Here is an 18330-nt window from a genome sequence, read left to right as displayed (position 1 = left end):
ACGAGCCATCGCGTGTTCAGTTGCTCACTCCAGTCACCCTTGCCGGGCTTTTGTTCTTCGACGAGCCAACAACCTGATTCACCCCCCAATCGCTGGCGAATCGTCAATCAAGTTCTACGTATTACTCGGTGACCACACTTGGCGAACCAAGGTTGGCCAGGCGCACACTGTTCTGCACCTGGGCAATCTCACCCGGCGAGCCGATCGGCCCCAGGCGAACCCGGTGCAGGGTCTGCTGATTGCGCACGATCGAGCTGATGAACACCGGAGCGCTCACCATCCCGCTGAGCTTCGACCTCAGGAGTTCTGCAGCGTCCGGGTTGGCGAACGCGCCCACCTGCAGATACTGGCCAGTTGCTGTTGCAGAAGCGTTTTTTTTTGCACTCATCGGCACAGGGACGGTGTCGGAGGCATGTTGCTGCGGCGGTGGCGTCCATTGCTCGACGGTGCCGGCCGACGCCGTGATCACCGGAGCGCTGTTCTGCGCGACCTGCGGCTCGTTGAGCATCAACGGTGCCGGACGGCCCTTGGCTGCCCAGTATTGCTGCGGATCGATGCCTTCAACCTTGACGCGCGCGGTGCCGGTTTCGGCGTAACCGAGTTTTTTCGCGGCGGCATAAGACAGGTCGATGATGCGATCGGAATAGAACGGCCCACGGTCGTTGACGCGCAGGATCACTGTGCGGTTGTTGTCCAGGTTGGTCACCCGAACGTAACTTGGCAGTGGCAATGTCTTGTGTGCAGCACTCATGCCGTACAGGTCGTAGACCTCGCCGTTGGCGGTGTTCTGACCGTGAAACTTGGTGCCGTACCAGGACGCTGTGCCGGAAGCGACGTAAGTCTTGGATTCCTGCAACGGGAAATAGGTTTTGCCCAGTACGGTGTACGGGTTGGCCTTGTACGGACCAGTGTGCAGGGTCGGCGTGGCATCGGGGATGCGCGAGACATCGACATCCCACCACGGCGCGCCGTCTTTGTGCGCGCGGTTGATGTCCAGACCCGGCTGCGCTCGCACAGCGGTATTGGAGGTTTTCGGCGTCGGCGAACGGCTGGTCGTGCAACTGGCGACCAATACCGCCAACGCAGCGAATGCCACCAGCTTCAGGGGTTTATTGTTAGGCAATGCCCGCATTACTTGACGCCCCGTGCTTGTACCAGCTGTTCAGACAGTTGATGTACGGCCATGGCGTACATCACGCTGCGGTTATAACGCGTGATCGCGTAGAAATTCTTCAGGCCCATCCAGTATTCAGGGCCGTTGTCGCCTTCGAGGCGAAATGCAGTAACCGGCATATCATCGCGCAGCGCATCATGACTTGACCAGCCCAGCACTCGCAACTCTCCAACGGTTTTCGTCGGTTCGATGCCGGTGGTCAGGCCTTCATCGACCTGCTCGCCACGGACATCGGCGCGGCTGACCACAGGCTCACCCGCGACCCAGCCGTGACGCTTGAAATAGCTCGCGACGCTGCCGATCGCATCATCCGGGTTGTTCCAGATATTGATGTGGCCGTCACCGTCGAAATCCACCGCGTAAGCGCGGAAGCTGCTCGGCATGAACTGCGGCAGGCCCATGGCCCCGGCGTACGAGCCTTTGAGGGTCAGTGGATCGACCTGTTCTTCGCGCGCCAGCAGCAGGAACTCACGCAGTTCCTTGCGGAAAAATTCGGCACGGGGAGGATAGTCGAAACCGAGCGTCGACAAGGCATCGATCACCCGGTAATTACCGGTATTACGTCCGAAAAAGGTTTCAACACCGATGATCGACACGATGACTTGGGCCGGCACGCCGTATTCCTGCTCGGCACGGGCCAGCGTCGCCTCGTGCTGACGCCAGAAATCCACACCACGGGCGATACGCGCGTCGGTGATGAACATCGGGCGATATTCTTTCCACTGCTTGACGCGCTCGGCAGGTCTGGAAATGGCGTCGAGAATCGCCTGTTTGCGCTGAGCCTCGCGGAACACCGCCATCAATTGCTCACCGGCAAAACCGTAGTCGCGGGTCATTTCACCGACGAACTCGGCCACCTGAGGCGAGCCTTCGTATTCGCCGGCCAGCGCTTCCTGGACGCTACCCAGAAGGCCCATCAGGCCTACCAGCGGCGCGCATCGAGTCGCCCAGCCACGCATTACTTGCATTGAACTCTTCACCTTATTCAAACCTGTGCGATCCACTTGCGATGGGTATGGATCGACATCAAAACCCCAAACGCTGACAGCAGCGTCACCAGCGAAGTTCCGCCGTAGCTAATGAACGGCAACGGCACCCCTACGACCGGCAACAGGCCACTGACCATACCGATGTTGACGAAAACGTAAACAAAAAACGTCATGGTCAACGCACCGGCGAGCAATTTGCCGAACAGCGTTTGTGCCTGAGCGGTGATCACCAGCCCCCGGCCAATCAACAATAGATAGATCAGCAGCAGCGCGCAGATGCCCACCAGGCCGAATTCTTCGCCGAGCACGGCAATGATGAAGTCGGTGTGGCTTTCCGGCAGGAAGTCCAGGTGTGACTGGGTGCCGAGCAGCCAGCCCTTGCCGAACACGCCGCCGGAACCGATCGCGGCTTTCGACTGAATGATGTTCCAGCCGGTACCGAGCGGATCGCTTTCCGGGTCGAGGAAGGTCAGGATTCGCTGCTTCTGGTAGTCGTGCATGATGAAAAACCACATCGCCACCGACACCGGAATCGCGGCGGCCAGCACGCTGAGAATCCAGCGCCAGCGCAGCCCGCCCATGAACAAGACGAATGCACCGCCCGCCAGAATCAGCAGCGAAGTGCCCAGATCGGGCTGGCGCACGATCAGCGCGAAAGGCACGCCGATCAGCATCAGGCTGATGCCGACATGCTTGAGTTGCGGAGGCAACGTACGCTTGGACAGATACCAGGCAATGGTCGCCGGCATCAGGATCTTCATGAATTCCGAGGGCTGAAAGCGGATTACCCCGGGGATGTTGATCCAGCGCGTCGCGCCCATGGCGTTGTGGCCCATGATGTCCACCACCAACAGCAGCACCACGCCGATCACATAACCGAGCGGCACCCAGCGCGCCATGAAACGCGGCTCGAACTGGGCGATGATGATCATCGACACCAGGCCGATACCGAACGATGTGGCCTGTTTTGCCAACAGATCCCAGCTCTTGCCGCTCGCCGAATACAGCACGAACAGGCTGCCGGCAGCGAGAATCAGCAGCAGGATCAGCAACGGGCCATCGATATGCAGTCGTTGCAGCAACGTCGCGCGGCGACGCATCACATCCTCACTGGAGAGCATGCGATCAAAGTTATTCATCACGGGCCGTAGCCTCCGCACTGATTGGGCTGGCGTATTCGGCCTTCAAACGTCCGTCCTTATCGAGCAGCCAGGCGTCCATGACCTGACGCACCACGGGCGCGGCGACGCCGGAACCGGACTCACCGTTCTCGACCATCACCGAAACAACAATTTTCGGGTCATCGGCCGGGGCAAAACCGACGAACAGGGCGTGGTCACGGTGGCGCTCCTGAACCTTGGAGCGGTCGTACTTCTCACCCTGCTTGATCGCGACGACCTGTGCCGTACCGGACTTGCCGGCGATGCGGTATTGCGCACCGATAGCGGCTTTACGCGCAGTACCGCGCGCACCGTGCATCACCTGCTGCATGCCGTGGTTGACCTTGTTCCAGTCGGACGGATCGCGCAGGACAATGTCCGGCATCGGATTCTCGTCAACCGGCTTCACCCCTTCGAGGGATTTGGCCAGGTGCGGACGATTCCAGATGCCTTTGTTGGCGACCAGCGCCGTGGCCTGAGCCAGTTGCAGCGGCGTTGATTGCATGTAGCCCTGGCCGATCCCGAGGATCAGGGTTTCACCCGGGAACCACGCCTGTTTACGCGTCGCCCGTTTCCATTCGCGGGACGGCATCAGGCCGGGGGATTCTTCGAACATGTCCAGCGAGACCTTCTGGCCGATGCCGAACTTGTTCATGTAGGCCGACAGCCGATCGATGCCGAGCTTGTGCGCCAGGTCATAGAAGTAGGTATCGTTGGAACGCATGATCGCCGTGTCGAGGTCGACGAAACCGTCGCCCGTACGGTTCCAGTTACGGTATTTGTGATCGTAGTTGGGCAGCATGTAGTAGCCCGGGTCAAACACCCGGCTCGAAGCCGTGACTACGCCAGAATCGAGACCGGCAATCGCCACCGCCGGTTTGATCGTCGAACCCGGCGGATACAGACCGCGCAATACACGGTTGAACAACGGCCGGTCGATCGAATCACGCAACTCGGCATACGCCTTGAAGCTGATCCCGGTGACGAACAGGTTCGGGTCGAAACTCGGCTGGCTGACCATCGCCAACACTTCGCCGGTCTTCGGGTCCAGCGCAACCACCGCACCACGGCGCCCGCCCAATGCCACCTCGGCGGCTTCCTGCAATTTGATGTCCAGACTGAGGACGATGTCCTTGCCGGGAATCGGATCGGTGCGCTTGAGCACACGCAGCACGCGGCCACGGGCGTTGGTCTCGACTTCTTCGTAACCGACCTGACCGTGCAATTCCGGCTCGTAGAAACGCTCGATGCCGGTTTTGCCGATGTGGTGGGTGCCGCTGTAGTTGACCGGATCGAGGCTCTTCAGCTCTTTCTCGTTGATCCGCCCCATGTAACCCACCGAGTGCGCGAAATGCGCGCCCTGCGGATAGTGACGAACCAATTGTGCGACCACTTCCACGCCCGGCAGGCGGAACTGGTTCACCGCGATGCGGGCGATCTGCTCTTCGCTCAGCTCGAACAGGATCGGCACTGGCTCGAACGGCCGGCGCCCCTGACGCATGCGTTTCTCGAAGATCACCCGGTCCTCGGGCGTCAGCTCCAGCACTTCGACGATGACGTCGAGCACTTGCTGCCAGTCGCCGGAGCGCTCACGGGTCATGCTCAGGCTGAAGCTTGGACGGTTATCCGCCACCACCACGCCGTTGCGGTCGAAAATCAGCCCACGGGTCGGCGGAATCGGCTGCACATGGACGCGGTTGTTTTCCGACAGCGTCGAGTGGTACTCGTACTGGATCACCTGCAAGTAATACAGCCGCGCGATCAACACGCCGATCAGCAGCATGATCGCAATGGCCCCGAACACGACGCGGCTACGCACCAGGCGTGCGTCCTTTTCGTGGTCCTTGATGCGGATCGGCTGAGACATGAGGGCTGGATTACTTGTGGTAAGGGTGACCGGACAGCACGGTCCAGGCACGATACAACTGTTCGCCGATCAGGATCCGCACCAACGGGTGCGGCAACGTCAGCGGCGACAACGACCAGCGCTGATCGGCACGGGCACAGACTTCCGGCGCCAGCCCCTCCGGGCCACCAACCATGAAGTTGACCGTGCGCGAATCCAGCCGCCAGCGATCGAGTTCGACCGCCAGCTGCTCGGTGCTCCAGGGCTTGCCGTGGACTTCCAGCGTGACGATCCGCTCGTTCGGCCCGACCTTGGCCAGCATGGCTTCGCCTTCCTGACGGATGAATCGGGCCACGTCGGCATTCTTGCCACGGGTATTGAGCGGTATTTCCACCAGTTCCAGCGCCAGCTCGGACGGAAGACGCTTGGCATATTCATGCCAGCCTTCTTCCACCCACTTGGGCATGCGTGAACCGACGGCGATCAGGCGCAGTCGCACAGCAATCCCTTACAGCTGGTCTTTGTTGAGCTTGGTGAAGTGCTCGTGGGTGTTTTCCGGGCTGTGGTGCTTGGCGTCGGCCGCACGGCTCTGCTCGGCACCGGCCCACAGGCGCTCCAGGTCGTAGAACTGACGTGCCGAGGCGGTCATCATGTGCACGATCACCAGGTCCAGGTCGAGCAGCACCCAGTCGCTGTCGCCCTTGCCTTCTTCGCCCAGCGGCTTGGCGCCCTGCTTTTTGACTTCTTCGCGAACCTTGTCGAGCATCGCGTTGATCTGGCGGTTGGAGGTACCGGTGGCGATGATCATGTAGTCAGTGATGCTCTGCTTGTCGCGAACATCAATGATCTGGATGTCTTGTGCCTTGACGTCTTCCAGCGCAGCTACAGCCAGCTTGACCAGCTCGTCGCCCTTCAGCGGCTCATTGGTGTTGACCGGTTCTGGCAGCGGGGCGCTCTTGAATGTGCCTTTGCGCTTTACTTTGGTTTGGTCTTTGTCAGTCATATAAAACTCGTTTTGCTCATATATTCGGCGGCTTGGCGATACGTGGATTCGTATCAGTGAAGCACGCCTTGCTCAGTTCGACGCACGGTACAGACCGTGCGCATCGATGTAGGCCAGGACCGCGTCGGGCACCAGGAAACGTACCGACTTACCGCTGGCCAGCAGTTGACGGATCTGGGTGGCGGAAACCGCGAGCGGTGTCTGCCAGACGAATGCAATCTGTCCGCTAGGCCCCTTCAGGGCCAGCGGGTCGCTCACCGAACGCGCTGCCAGCAGGTTGCGCAAGGCATCCGGCGGTTCGCTGTCGGCGTCCGGGCGCTGTAGCACCAGGATGTGGCAATGCTGGAGCAACTCTTCCCAGCGGTGCCAAGTGGGCAGGCCGCAAAATGCGTCCCAGCCCAAAAGCAGAAAAACCTGGGTCTCGGCGGGCATTTCAGCGCGCATCGACTCCAGGGTATCGATGGTCCAGGACGGCTTGTCCCGCTGCAATTCGCGGGCGTCCACCATCAGCGGCGGCATGCCGACCACCGCACACTCGACCATCGCCAAGCGATCCTGCGCCGACACCTGCGGCGTACCGCGATGGGGCGGCCGCGCATTCGGCATCAGGCGCAATTCATCGAGCGCCAGCGCTTCGGCGACTTCCAGCCCACCGCGCAAATGGCCGATGTGCACCGGGTCGAACGTGCCGCCCAGCACGCCGATGCGCCGCGGACGGGTTTCGCTGCCGGTTTGCGGCGCTGTCAGGTCGAGGTCGGTCAAGTCAGACCGGCGCCTGGCCGCGCAACTGGCCATCACCGACCACGATGTACTTCTCGCAGGTCAGTCCTTCGAGACCCACCGGGCCGCGGGCGTGCAGCTTATCAGTAGAAATGCCGATCTCGGCACCCAATCCGTATTCAAATCCATCGGCGAAGCAGGTCGGGGTGTTGATCATCACCGACGCCGAGTCGACTTCCGCCACAAAGCGCCGGGTGTCAGCGAGGTTTTCGCTGACGATCGAGTCGGTGTGATGGGAGCCGTAATGGTTGATGTGTTCGATGGCCTGATCCAGACCGTCGACCACACGGATCGACAGGATCGGCGCCAGATATTCGGTGTTCCAGTCGTCTTCGCTGGCGGCAACGGCGTCGATGATCGCCCGGGTGCGCTCGCAGCCACGCAGTTCGACGCCTTTTTCGCGGAACTGGGCGGCCATCGACGGCAGGAAATCTTGCGCAACCGTTTGATCGACCAGCAGCGTCTCCATCGCACCGCAGATGCCATAACGATAAGTCTTGGCATTGAAGGCGATGCGCTGGGCTTTCGCCAGATCGGCGTGGGCACTGACGTAGACATGGCAGATACCGTCCAGATGCTTGATCACCGGCACCCGGGCATCGCGACTGATGCGTTCGATCAGGCCACGGCCACCGCGCGGCACGATCACATCGACGTACTCAGGCATGGTGATCATCGCGCCAACAGCGGCACGGTCGGTGGTTTCAACCACTTGCACCACAGCAGCGGGCAGTTCGGCCTCGGCCAGACCGCGCTGAATGCACGCGGCAATCGCCCGGTTGGAATGAATCGCTTCGGAACCACCGCGCAGAATGGTCGCGTTGCCGGACTTAAGGCACAGGCTCGCGGCATCGATAGTCACGTTGGGACGGGATTCGTAGATGATCCCGATCACGCCCAGTGGCACGCGCATTTTGCCGACCTGAATCCCCGACGGACGGAAGCTCATGTCACGGATCGCACCGACCGGGTCCGGCAGTGCCGCGACCTGACGCAAACCGACGATCATGCCGTCGATGCGCGCCGGGGTCAGTTGCAGACGTTCCAGCAATGCCGGTTCCAGACCATTGGCGCGACCGGCAGCCAGATCCTGCTCATTGGCGGCGGCAAGCTCGGCGCGTGCGGCGTCCAAGGCATTGGCAGCAGCCTGCAAGGCGCGGTTCTTCTGCGCGGTGCTGGCACGGCCGATGACCCGGGAAGCTTCGCGGGCGGCGCGACCCAATCGGGTCATGTAGTCAAGAACGGACTCAGTCATGGTCTGCTGGGGTCTTGGCAAAGAGGAAAGCGGCAGATTATAGCTGTCGCGTCCCGGGACTAACAGCGGTGACGGGCGGATGGTCGAAATGAACGCGGATTCGCCGGCGTTCAGGCCCAATTAAGCCGTGCGTTGTTATCATCACGACCTCCTGAGCCTGGATAAACGTTGCCTGCCATGTCCAACCTGACCGTTCGCCACCGCGCCGAACGCCTGCCGCTGGGGCTGCCGGACGCCTTTTTCGACCGAGATGCGCAAGTGTTGGCGCAGGATCTGCTCGGCAAAGTCATTCGCCACCGGGTCGGCGATCTGTGGCTGAGCGCGCGAATCATCGAAACCGAAGCCTATTACTGCGCGGAAAAAGGCAGTCACGCGTCCCTCGGCTACACAGAAAAGCGTAAGGCTTTGTTTCTGGACGGCGGGCACATCTATATGTACTACGCCCGTGGCGGTGATTCGCTGAACTTCAGCGCACAAGGGCCGGGCAATGCGGTATTGATCAAATCCGCCTATCCGTGGGTCGATGAAGTCAGCGGGCCGGCGAGCCTGGCGCAGATGCTGCTGAACAACCCTGATGCTCAGGGACGTGCGCGCCCTTCGCAAAAGCTTTGCGCCGGACAAACCCTGTTGTGCAAGGCGCTGGGGCTGAAAGTACCAGTGTGGGATGCCAAACGTTTCGATCATGAAGTCCTTCTGGTAGAAGACACCGGGCCTGCGCCCTCGCACATCATTCAGACCACCCGCCTGGGTATCCCCCACGGCCGGGACGAACACTTGATGTACCGCTTCGTCGATGCGACTTACGCGCAATGGTGCACGCGGAACCCGCTGCGACGCGGTCAGGTCGAAGGCCGGGATTATTTTCTGCTGTAAACACACGCCCCTGCGGGCTGCCGACGGCTGCGCCTGCCGGGTTAATCAATGATTGGAGTTTTTCTGTATGGGCCCATGGCTCGATAGCGTGACCGGGTGGCTGGCGGCCAATCCACAATGGCTGGCTGCTGCGGTGTTCATTGTTGCTATGGTGGAATGCCTGGCGATTGCCGGTTTGATCGTACCGGGCACCGTGCTGCTGTTTGCCATCGCCGTGCTGGCCGGCAGCGGCGCACTGTCGCTGAGCGAAACCCTGCTGCTGGGCTTCCTCGGCGGGATTCTCGGTGATTTGATCTCGTATTTCCTCGGTCGCCACTTCCACCAGAACATCCGGCGCCTGCCGGGCTTGCGCCATCACCCGGAGTGGATGGCCGGCGCAGAAGGCTACTTCCAGCGCTACGGCATCGCCAGCCTGTTGGTTGGACGTTTTATCGGACCGTTACGGCCGATGCTGCCCATGGTCGCCGGCATGTGCGACATGCCCTTCCCGCGTTTCGCCGCTGTCAGCCTGTTGGCCGCCGCCGGCTGGAGCCTGGCCTATCTGCTGCCGGGCTGGGCCACCGGCGCGGCTTTCCGCCTGCCATTGCCTGAAGGGTTCTGGCTGCAAGCCGGGATTGTCGCCGGCAGTATTGCGGCAATGGTCGGCCTCAGTGTGAACAGCAGTTTGCGTCGTCACCGCCGCGCAACAATCTGGATCAGCAGCAAGAGCCTGTTGATTCTGATCGGCCTGTTCATCGGCTATCCGTATTTGACAGCGCTTGATCAAGGCGTGATGACTCTGGTGCAGGAACATCGCCAGCCGGTTCTGGACGAAGTTGCCGTCACGCTGACGCTGATCGGCGAGTTCCGCAACATGTTGATGTTCAGCGCACTGCTCGTTGCCCTGCTGTTGCTGTGCCGACAATGGCGCCACGCGTTGTTCGCGGTGGGTACGCTGCTGGTCACCGCGCTGGCCAATACCGCGACCAAGTACTTCTTTGCCCGGGTGCGTCCGGAAGTACTGACCGATCCGTTGACGACTTTCAGCATGCCCAGCGGTCACGCGTCGGGTTCCTTTGCGCTGTTCCTGACGCTGGCGGTGCTCGCCGGCCGTGGTCAGCCGCCGCGCATGCGCCTGACGTGGCTGCTGATCGGCTGCATGCCCGCCTTGGCCATCGCTCTGTCACGGGTCTATCTCGGCGCGCATTGGCCGACCGATGTATTGGCCGGTGCGATGCTGGCTTGTTGCGTCTGCGCCGCCAGCCTGTGGCTGAGCCAGCGCTCGACATCACTCAACCCCATGCCATTCAAAGTGTGGTGGTTGATCTTGCCGGCCATGGTAGCGATGTTCGCCTTCTTTGTTCTTCGGCACTTGCCACATACATTGCTGCGCTATGCCTACTAATTAACATTTAACAAGGCTTATTGTTTTGGCGCTGCTTTTTTAGGAAACTTCCGACGAGAGCAGCGTTATTACCCCACTCCAAACTTCCCTCCTCCGGTAACTTTTCTTTAGTAGCCGGACGGCAACTTCCTGCACAAAAAACCAATAAAAATCAAAGTTACATATTTAATGAAAATCCAGACAGCTATTGCTTTCACGATTTTGAAAAGCCGTTAGATTGACTCGACATCCAACTTAAATATTGATCATTAAAACCATTCAAAAACAGCTTTACACCTGTGAATGTTTTATCGATCCGTTGAACTCGAGTAATTCATGAGTCCGAAAATACCGCGCAAACCGCCTCTTTCCACAGTGCAACAACCCGAGCAGGGCAACCCTGCAACCTCACGCCCCGACACACCGCTGGCGACCGGTACACCGACTGGCTATCGACTGCCCGGTTTTCCCGATTACGCAAACCCGATGCCTGACACTGGCGCCCGGCCCGTGACAGATTTGCCCCGGACGCCCGCCGTGGTCATCCACGAAATGCCGACAACAAATCATGCCCTCCCGGTCCACGATGGCTCCGTAGCCAAGTACTGGCTGAATGACGATTTTCTGCGCGGCATGAAGCCGGCGGACAGCGATGGTTTTCGCTGGATCGTCGGGCGAAGATTTGTCGACGTCGAATACCAGGGCAACCTGTACACCACCCATGTCGGCCTCGATGAGTCCGGCCTCCTTCGCAGCAAACTGCTGACCGAACGCCAACCTTCCGGCCCACGCCTTTACAAGAATGATGGCCGGCCAAGCTGGCGCCTGAGCGAGCAGGCCAGCGAAACACCGGCCGTGGGCAATGAGCCGCCGACACCCGGCGCATCGCAGAAACGCCCGGCTGCCGTCACCAGCGAGCCAGACGCCAAGCGCCCTCGCGCTGCGAGCACACCGACCTTCATTGATCTGCGCCTCTACGCACACTCGTCACGTTCACCGGATGCCCAGGGTTATTACGCGTTCACGCCGATTCGCAAGACCGACGCCGCTGACACCCGGTTTGCTTTCAAGGACCGATTCGGCAACTGGATCGAAGTCGATCCACCGGTGGCGGGTTTTGGCGCACAACCCACACATCTGAAGCATTGGACCGATCACGAGATATGGCAGTTGTACGGCATTCAGGGTGAGGATATCCGACGGTTCCGCGCCGAAGCGCAAACTCACGGCAGGGCACCGCAATGGGCAGAGTCCGTCACGACGGATAATCCGGCCAACGACCTGGCGCGTGACGCTTTGCGCTGGCTGCATCCGGGCATGACGTTGAAGCAGCGCGAGGCCTTGCTGCAATCCTACAATTTGCTGCCCAGCCAATTGACGCGTCTGCGGCAAGACCTGAAGGGTGGACACACAATCCCGCAATGGGCTCAGGTGCATAAACGCCTGACTGAAGAGGTCAGCAATCCCCGACGCCTGGAGAAGTGGAGCCTAGAGGCGGTCAATGAACTCAACCTCAAACGCGATGCCCGCCATGACTGGTACAGCCCCGAAACCAGCCTGACCCTGGAAGTGCGCGAAGCACTGCTGAAGAAACTCGGCTATCTGCGCAACAAGAACAACTGCCTGTACCGCACCGACGTCCCGGCACTGTTCCGTGGCGATGAGCGCACACCGTTCGAACTCGCCAATGACGGCTTCATGCTGCCGCGCTATCACCATGAACCCGGCGCCACCACACACAAGCCAATGAGCGCCACGTTCAGCCTCAACGAAGGGCAGATGTACGCTCGCACTCCTTCTGCCGAGTACTTGCTTTACAACAGCCAGACCCACAAGTACCCCGGACGCAGTGCCGACGACAGCGGCTCGGAAAGTGATAACAGCGACTCGCACAGCAGCACGTCTTCCGATTGGTCCGAGCCGGCCAGCCCGATCTACTGGGATCACGACCGGCACTACGAACCGACCCGAACACGGCAGGCGGAAATGTTTCTGTATGCGCTGGACACCCGCCATCTGGAGGTGGTCCCCCATGAAGAAAACATGAGTTTCAACTCGGCAGCCCGCGACACACCACCGACGTGGTTTCCTTCCGACGACTTTGAAGGACTGATCTCGGTGACCCGCAGCGGCCTGGATAGCGATCGTATCTGGCTGATCAACTCTGCGCTGACCAAAGCAGTGCAGATCGATCACATCAAGGAACAGGCCGGCGCAAGCGCCGAGCGCATCGAAGCGGCCACCCATGCCGGCCACCACAACAAATTCGAATACGACCAATTGATCGATAAAGCCGAGACCGCCGGCAAACCCGTGCTCAGGCTTTCCGGCAACGGCGACGAATTTGCCTATGACATCCGCTGGCCTGAACCGGAAAAAACACTGACTCAAGACACGTGACACACCGGTACGGACACCGGCGCGCAAACCTCATCATTAAAGGATTAATGACATGTCAAAAATGATTACCCCGCCCCTGCAAATGGCCAACTTCAGCCCCGTTCAGGTCTCGCCCATCAACGCTTCGGCCAATCCCCATGCGCCCCAGGCCGGAACGCTCAACAGCGCAACATCGCCCGATGATGCAGATGCTGCCTGGCGGCGCACGCTGAAATCCCTCGACAAGCATTTCGGCCCGTTGCGCATCGGTGAGGTGATGACCAGCCGGGTCGAACTGCAGGCCATGGGCGCGACAGTCCATGGCGAGGCCATCAGTCCGGCGAATGCCGGCATGCAGCGCGCGGATCAAGGCTTTATCGACGGGCTCAACTTCGACGCAGACAAGGTGCAGGCGCGGGTGAAATCGGCGGACATCGCCGACAGCGGCGTGGCGGCCATGCTGTTCTATGAAATCGCCTGCAAACGTTCCGTCGATGCCGCACCGCTGTTCGTCGCCGACACCGCGATCGACCCCGGCAGTGCAATGGATCGCCTGAATCAGTTGGGCAAAGCGGCGCAAAGACTCGATATCCACCGGGTCGATGCGCTGGAAAACGCACCGGGCTGGATCAGCAAAAACAAAAGCTATCTGCTCAGCGGCGCCGGCGTGGGCATGCAAGCGTTCGGCATCTACAGCGGTTACAAGGCGATGATCGATGCGATCAAGGCTGGCGACACACTGGAGGCGATTTTTCAGGGCGGCTCCATCGCCGCCGAGTTCGGCTCGTTGATCATAGAGCGGGGACTGACCAAAACCGGTGAGGCGATGCTGAGAAACGGCGGCACCGCGCTGAAGTATTTCCCGCTGACGTCGGTGGGCAAATACATGAGCCGGGGGGCCGGGATGTTCGCCAGCGCAATCACCCTGCCCTTCGACATCGCCGACGCTATCAAATCGTTCAATGCCGCCGCCGCAGCACAGGGCAAAGAAGCACAGGATCACTATGTCAGCGGCGGCTTGAGCGTAGCGGGTGCGAGCTTGAGCCTGGTACTGGGTGTCGCCGCACTGGCCGGTTTTGGCAGTATTGCCGGCCCTGTCGGTCTGGTCGCCGCCGGGTTGCTCATCGCAGCCTCGATCATCTACCAGGCAGCACGAGTGGTGGACGACATCGATGACTACATTGAACTGACCTTTGAAGAACGCATGCGCTCAGGCTGGTTCGCCTTTACCCGCCAGGAACTGGACAAGGAGGTCATGGATCGCTTCAAGCTCTCCAAGGGGTTTCATGATTACCAGAAACAGCTCGACGTGTCGGCCAGGGACATGCTGGAGGGCGCGTACAAGCACTCCATCGAACACGTGATCAACGGCGCTTTCCAGGTTGAGCTCAAGCCCGTGGAACTCTGGCGCTACCAGTGGGATGAAAGCGCCGGCGAACAACCGTTCAAGCTTGACAGTCAGGCCGCCATTGTCGAGGGCGACGACGTGATCGATGCCGGCAACGGACTGCCCGTCAATCTCAAGGGCAAAGTATCGGGCAGCGCCGGCGACGACAAAGGCGTTTTCTGGCGCCTGGGCAGCGGCAATGACCGGGTCATCGGCGTAAAGAACAAAGCCAATCTGTTCAGCTATCGCGACGATCACAAAGCGCTGACCGGTGGCGACAAAAACGATGCGTTTTATCAGGACGTCACCGAAAAGGAATTGAACCGCCTCCGCAAACCACCCCATCTCAATGTGCTCGATGGCGGTGCCGGTTCCGACACGCTGGCCTTTGAAGGCAGCCGGCCGCTCAGCGATACCCGCCACATCGGCCACGACATCGATCTGCACAGCGGCAGAGTCGCGTTGCGGCGCCTTGATCCGACTGTCGATGCCGTCGACGTCGCGCAACTCACCTCGATCGAGAACGTCTCGACCCTGCGCAAAGGCACCAGCCGCGTCACCGGCAACGACGCGGCCAATCGCATTGCGGCCAACGGCTACGATCGCATCAGCGCGGGCGCGGGCGATGACACGATCGCTATCTACGGGCTGGACTGTCGGGTCGAGGGCGGTACTGGCGCGGACCGCTACTACATCGCCAGTAGCAATGCGCGAACGACCCTCGTCGAGGATGGCGAACAGTCGAGCCTGATCGAATTCGGCTGGCCGGCAGACATCATTCAGCGCTGGCAGATCGTCGGAACATCGCTGGTGGTCAGCTCCCTGCGCGGCAAGGATGGCAACGATCCCGAGCATGTGCTGACGATCGAAAATGTCTACCAGTGGATCGATGGCAAACGCCAACTGAAGAACGATCAGTTCACCTTCAAGACCGCGGATGGCTATGAGCTGCGGGTCCAGCTACCCAAGGAGCCGGGGGATGCACCGACTCTGTCTGTCGAGCCCGCCGTCACCGTCATTGGCCAAGCGGCACCGGCTGTACACATCATCAACGGTGGCACTGTCGAAATCACCGAAGACGGTATGAAGCGGCATTTCGTGTCGCGCACGGATCGTCCGGTGGAGTTTGTCGCCCGGCGCGATACACCCGAAACATCCCGCTCGGTTTTTCTGGCGTTCAACAACGCCGAGATTGTCGATGTACTGCTCACTTATGAAGTGCAAGTGCGCAAAGGCATCTCCGGTACCACTCACCTGTACTACCGCGACATCAACCTGTCCGTCCTGCTGCCAGCGAAAGTGCTGACCTTCAAAGGCATCGTTCAGCCCATCCCGGCGGCCACAGGTTACAGCGGCAGAAACAGCCTGAAAGTCACCACGCCCCGTCTGGTGCAAGAGGTGGTGTTGATCATGCAGGACGGTATTTCCTACCGGCTTCAAGTTCCCGAACTGAACTATGAAGACGATGTGAAACATCCCGGGATTCGCGTCCTCAGCACCCGCAGTTTTCTCCAGCGACGCAATGGCAGCTATCGCTTTGTCCGACCGTTGGCGAGCGTAAAACCCGTGCTGACCGCACACCCCAGCCGGATCACCATTGAAGCGGGATCCCACACCGGCATTTATGTACTCGAAGGCCAGAGTTCGACTTATGACGTACTGCTGGCAAGCAATTCGATCATTCGTATTTCAACGCCTGGCGCCGCGGCAAAAACCGCCGATGCCTCGACCTGGAACCTGTACACCCGGACGTTGAAAGAACGGGTAGCACGCGCAGATATAAAACTCGAAGGCAACCGCTTGTACATCGCCAGCGTGACCGTCGAACTGCCGGATATCGACGACGATGCCCCGGTGGAGTCAGTCAGCGTAGTGACTTCAGCGGGCAACGTTTATGAGATTTCCCTGCTGTTTGAAGTGCTCCAACTGTACGTCGTCGATGCGCGTGGGTATGCCAGTGTCGAAGCACTGGTGGCCGACATCGATGCACATCAACAACGCCACGAACTGGCGGCGAAAGTTCATGTCACCCACATCGGTTTCGCCCCCGGGAAATCCGGCACGGTGTTTTACAGCAGCGTAAGAAAGTACTGGGGCCTGGACAGTGATCCCCTGGCGCGAATCAAACCGGAAGATCTTCAGATCCTGCCGCCCGCGCAAACCTGAGTTCCGAGAAACCAAAAACCGTGCGCCGGTGTGAGCGGAGGCCCACACCGGCGCCTATCCAGTTCAGCCAACGGAAGGCTGACTTATCCACAGGGAGTGACTGCCAATGCGACAAAAACCCGGCCCACGCTCAAAGTCCCCACCCGTCGACCGAGCGGCCAGTTCTTCACCGCCGCTAAACCGCTCGACCGACACCCCGACTCTGCAAACACCCGACAGTGTTTTTTCGCCCGACGTGCCCTCCTCGCCAAAACGACCGCGCCAGGATGAGCCGGGTACGTCCCGGTCAGTCTCCCGGGCAATCGAAGTGAGTGTTTCACCGGCCGCCAGCGCCGACACGGGATTCTTTGCGGCGGGTTCACTTGAGGATTACGCGCATCCGTTTTTAGGCGACATGCCGGCACCGAATGCGGCCGGCATCCGCAGTTATCTGGGCAAAGACTGGGTTGACGTGCAGCTTGCGGGCACAGAGGGTCTGCATCACGTGTGTGTTCAATACGATGCGGACCTCAAGGCCTACCGGGTCATTTCGTTCAGACGTCTGGCGCCCGGCCCGCCGGTTTATCGCAGAGCCCAGGACAATCTCTGGAGCCTGGCAAAAAGCCCAATGCCGCCAGCGGCGAAGCTCGCGCACTGGACTGATCAGGACATCCAGCAGATGTACATTCTGCAAGACACACAGTTGGCGGACTTCCGTGAGCAGGCAGAGAAACACGGCCAGCCACCGCAGTGGGCCCTGCGGGTGCAGAACACCGAGGACTACAGGCACGTCGCCGACTCCTTGAAGTGGCGGCATCCACAGCTCACGCTCGAGCAGCGCCTGCAATTACAGCGCAGCTATAACCTGAGCAAAGTCCAACTGCGCCAGCTTCGAGAAGAGCTCGGTCATGGGCCGATACCGCAGTGGGCCGAACAACATAAACGCCAGACACTCGACGCCAGCAATGAACAGCGTTTCAAACTGATCGGCGAGGAGCTGGACAACTATGTTCAAGACTTGCGATCCCAAGGGTTGGCCCTCAATCATCACTGGCCCGCCACCCGCTATAGCGACAGTTTTTTAGCTGACTACGCGGCTCATCTCGGCTACCTGCGAAGTAAACACAACATGTTGTACCGCACCGACATCCCGGCGATGTTCCGCGGCGAAACACGGCTACCGTTCGAATTGGCCAGGGACGGGCGAATGATGTACCGCAAAGGCAATCCCACGGGCACCACCAACAAACGCGCGTTGAGTGCAACCTTCGGACTGCATGACGCCACTGCCTACGCGGCGACCCGGGGCGGCTTCTATCACGAGCTGCATTACAACTCGCAGGCCAATCTTTTTCCCGGGGTGAATCCGCAGCGTTCGCAAGCACGTACCGGCGAGTCCTCCGATTCGGGCAGCAGTTCAGTCTCGGACGGTAAACGGACCGGCGACGAGGTCGACTCTGACAGCTCGTTCGTTTTCGATGATTCGAAAGGTTATGAATCCACGCGACGTCAGCAAACGACATCCTTTGTGTACGCCATTGATACCCGAGGCCTGGAAGTGGTGCCGGGCGCGGAAAACAAGGCGTTCAACCCCGGCAACGGCAAGTTCCTCTTCGACGACATGGAGGGTCATATCTCCACGCCTACACGCGGCATCAGTGCCGAGCGGATCTGGCTGGCATTCCGACCTGACCCGCGCCGCCCGGGTCAAGGATGTGCTGCAGCAAGCAGGTGACCGTGTCACGGCAATCGAACAGGCGACCTGGGCGGGAACCGACAACCGCGTCGCTGGTTACTTTGGCAGCAACGCCTATGACAGCCTGATCGACGACATCGCCCGTTCAGGCGGCGTGATACTGGATCTGCCCAAAGGCGACAAGACCTTCGCCGATGATGTCGTCTGGCCGGTCCCCGAGCACGACCGGCCTTGAACCCAATTCAGCCAACGGATGGCTGACTCAACCACATGGAATGAC

At 60.2% G+C, this 18330-nt stretch carries 14 protein-coding genes; 6 read left to right on the top strand and 8 right to left on the bottom strand.

Features of this window, described 5'->3' with window-relative positions; genetic code table 11:
• Positions 1-121: 121 nt before the first annotated feature.
• From KBP52_RS22245 to KBP52_RS22210, 8 genes are all read right to left on the bottom strand, one after another.
• Positions 122-1132, bottom strand: a complete 1011-nt coding sequence (locus KBP52_RS22245; RefSeq protein WP_007909599.1) for a septal ring lytic transglycosylase RlpA family protein — start codon at positions 1130-1132, stop codon at positions 122-124.
• Positions 1132-2142, bottom strand: coding sequence for a lytic murein transglycosylase B (mltB, locus tag KBP52_RS22240; protein ID WP_007909597.1), 1011 nt, complete (start codon positions 2140-2142; stop codon positions 1132-1134). Before mltB ends, KBP52_RS22245 begins: the two co-directional genes overlap by 1 nt.
• Positions 2143-2159: 17 nt before the next feature.
• Positions 2160-3263, bottom strand: a complete 1104-nt coding sequence (gene rodA / locus KBP52_RS22235) for a rod shape-determining protein RodA (RefSeq protein WP_049802149.1) — start codon at positions 3261-3263, stop codon at positions 2160-2162.
• A 31-nt stretch (positions 3264-3294) separates the two neighbouring features.
• On the bottom strand, positions 3295-5190 hold the full coding sequence (gene mrdA, locus KBP52_RS22230; RefSeq protein WP_212620972.1) for a penicillin-binding protein 2: 1896 nt from the start codon (positions 5188-5190) through the stop codon (positions 3295-3297).
• Between the two features lie 10 nt (positions 5191-5200).
• On the bottom strand, positions 5201-5668 hold the full coding sequence (rlmH, locus tag KBP52_RS22225) for a 23S rRNA (pseudouridine(1915)-N(3))-methyltransferase RlmH (protein ID WP_003185785.1): 468 nt from the start codon (positions 5666-5668) through the stop codon (positions 5201-5203).
• Between the two features lie 9 nt (positions 5669-5677).
• Complete coding sequence (rsfS, locus tag KBP52_RS22220) at positions 5678-6172, bottom strand: ribosome silencing factor (protein WP_016986117.1); 495 nt, start codon at positions 6170-6172, stop codon at positions 5678-5680.
• A 72-nt stretch (positions 6173-6244) separates the two neighbouring features.
• A complete protein-coding gene (gene nadD, locus KBP52_RS22215) occupies positions 6245-6934 on the bottom strand; it encodes a nicotinate-nucleotide adenylyltransferase (RefSeq protein ID WP_212620971.1) in 690 nt (229 codons plus the stop codon).
• Between the two features lies 1 nt (position 6935).
• Positions 6936-8207: a glutamate-5-semialdehyde dehydrogenase gene (locus KBP52_RS22210; RefSeq protein ID WP_077574669.1), complete on the bottom strand. Its 1272-nt coding sequence runs from the start codon at positions 8205-8207 to the stop codon at positions 6936-6938.
• 177 nt (positions 8208-8384) lie between these two features.
• Between KBP52_RS22210 and KBP52_RS22205 the strand changes: the two genes are divergently transcribed.
• From KBP52_RS22205 to KBP52_RS30580, 6 genes are all read left to right on the top strand, one after another.
• Complete coding sequence (locus tag KBP52_RS22205) at positions 8385-9080, top strand: DNA-3-methyladenine glycosylase (RefSeq protein WP_123593163.1); 696 nt, start codon at positions 8385-8387, stop codon at positions 9078-9080.
• Between the two features lie 67 nt (positions 9081-9147).
• Positions 9148-10464: a bifunctional DedA family/phosphatase PAP2 family protein gene (locus tag KBP52_RS22200; protein WP_212620970.1), complete on the top strand. Its 1317-nt coding sequence runs from the start codon at positions 9148-9150 to the stop codon at positions 10462-10464.
• A gap of 315 nt (positions 10465-10779) precedes the next feature.
• Positions 10780-12843, top strand: a complete 2064-nt coding sequence (locus KBP52_RS22195) for a hypothetical protein (protein ID WP_212620969.1) — start codon at positions 10780-10782, stop codon at positions 12841-12843.
• 52 nt (positions 12844-12895) lie between these two features.
• On the top strand, positions 12896-16375 hold the full coding sequence (locus KBP52_RS22190; RefSeq protein ID WP_212620968.1) for a calcium-binding protein: 3480 nt from the start codon (positions 12896-12898) through the stop codon (positions 16373-16375).
• Positions 16376-16682: 307 nt separating this feature from the next.
• Entirely contained in the window at positions 16683-18089 is a 1407-nt protein-coding gene (locus KBP52_RS22185; protein WP_249122204.1) for a hypothetical protein, read from the top strand.
• Positions 18070-18285: a hypothetical protein gene (locus tag KBP52_RS30580; protein ID WP_249122203.1), complete on the top strand. Its 216-nt coding sequence runs from the start codon at positions 18070-18072 to the stop codon at positions 18283-18285. The genes KBP52_RS22185 and KBP52_RS30580 overlap by 20 nt, the downstream gene beginning before the upstream one ends.
• The last annotated feature ends 45 nt before the right edge of the window (positions 18286-18330 follow it).

Source organism: Pseudomonas sp. SCA2728.1_7, from assembly GCF_018138145.1.
GTDB lineage: Bacteria > Pseudomonadota > Gammaproteobacteria > Pseudomonadales > Pseudomonadaceae > Aquipseudomonas > Aquipseudomonas koreensis_A.
The sequence above is the reverse complement of the archived record's forward strand: the minus strand, read 5'-3'. Positions and strand labels throughout refer to the sequence as shown.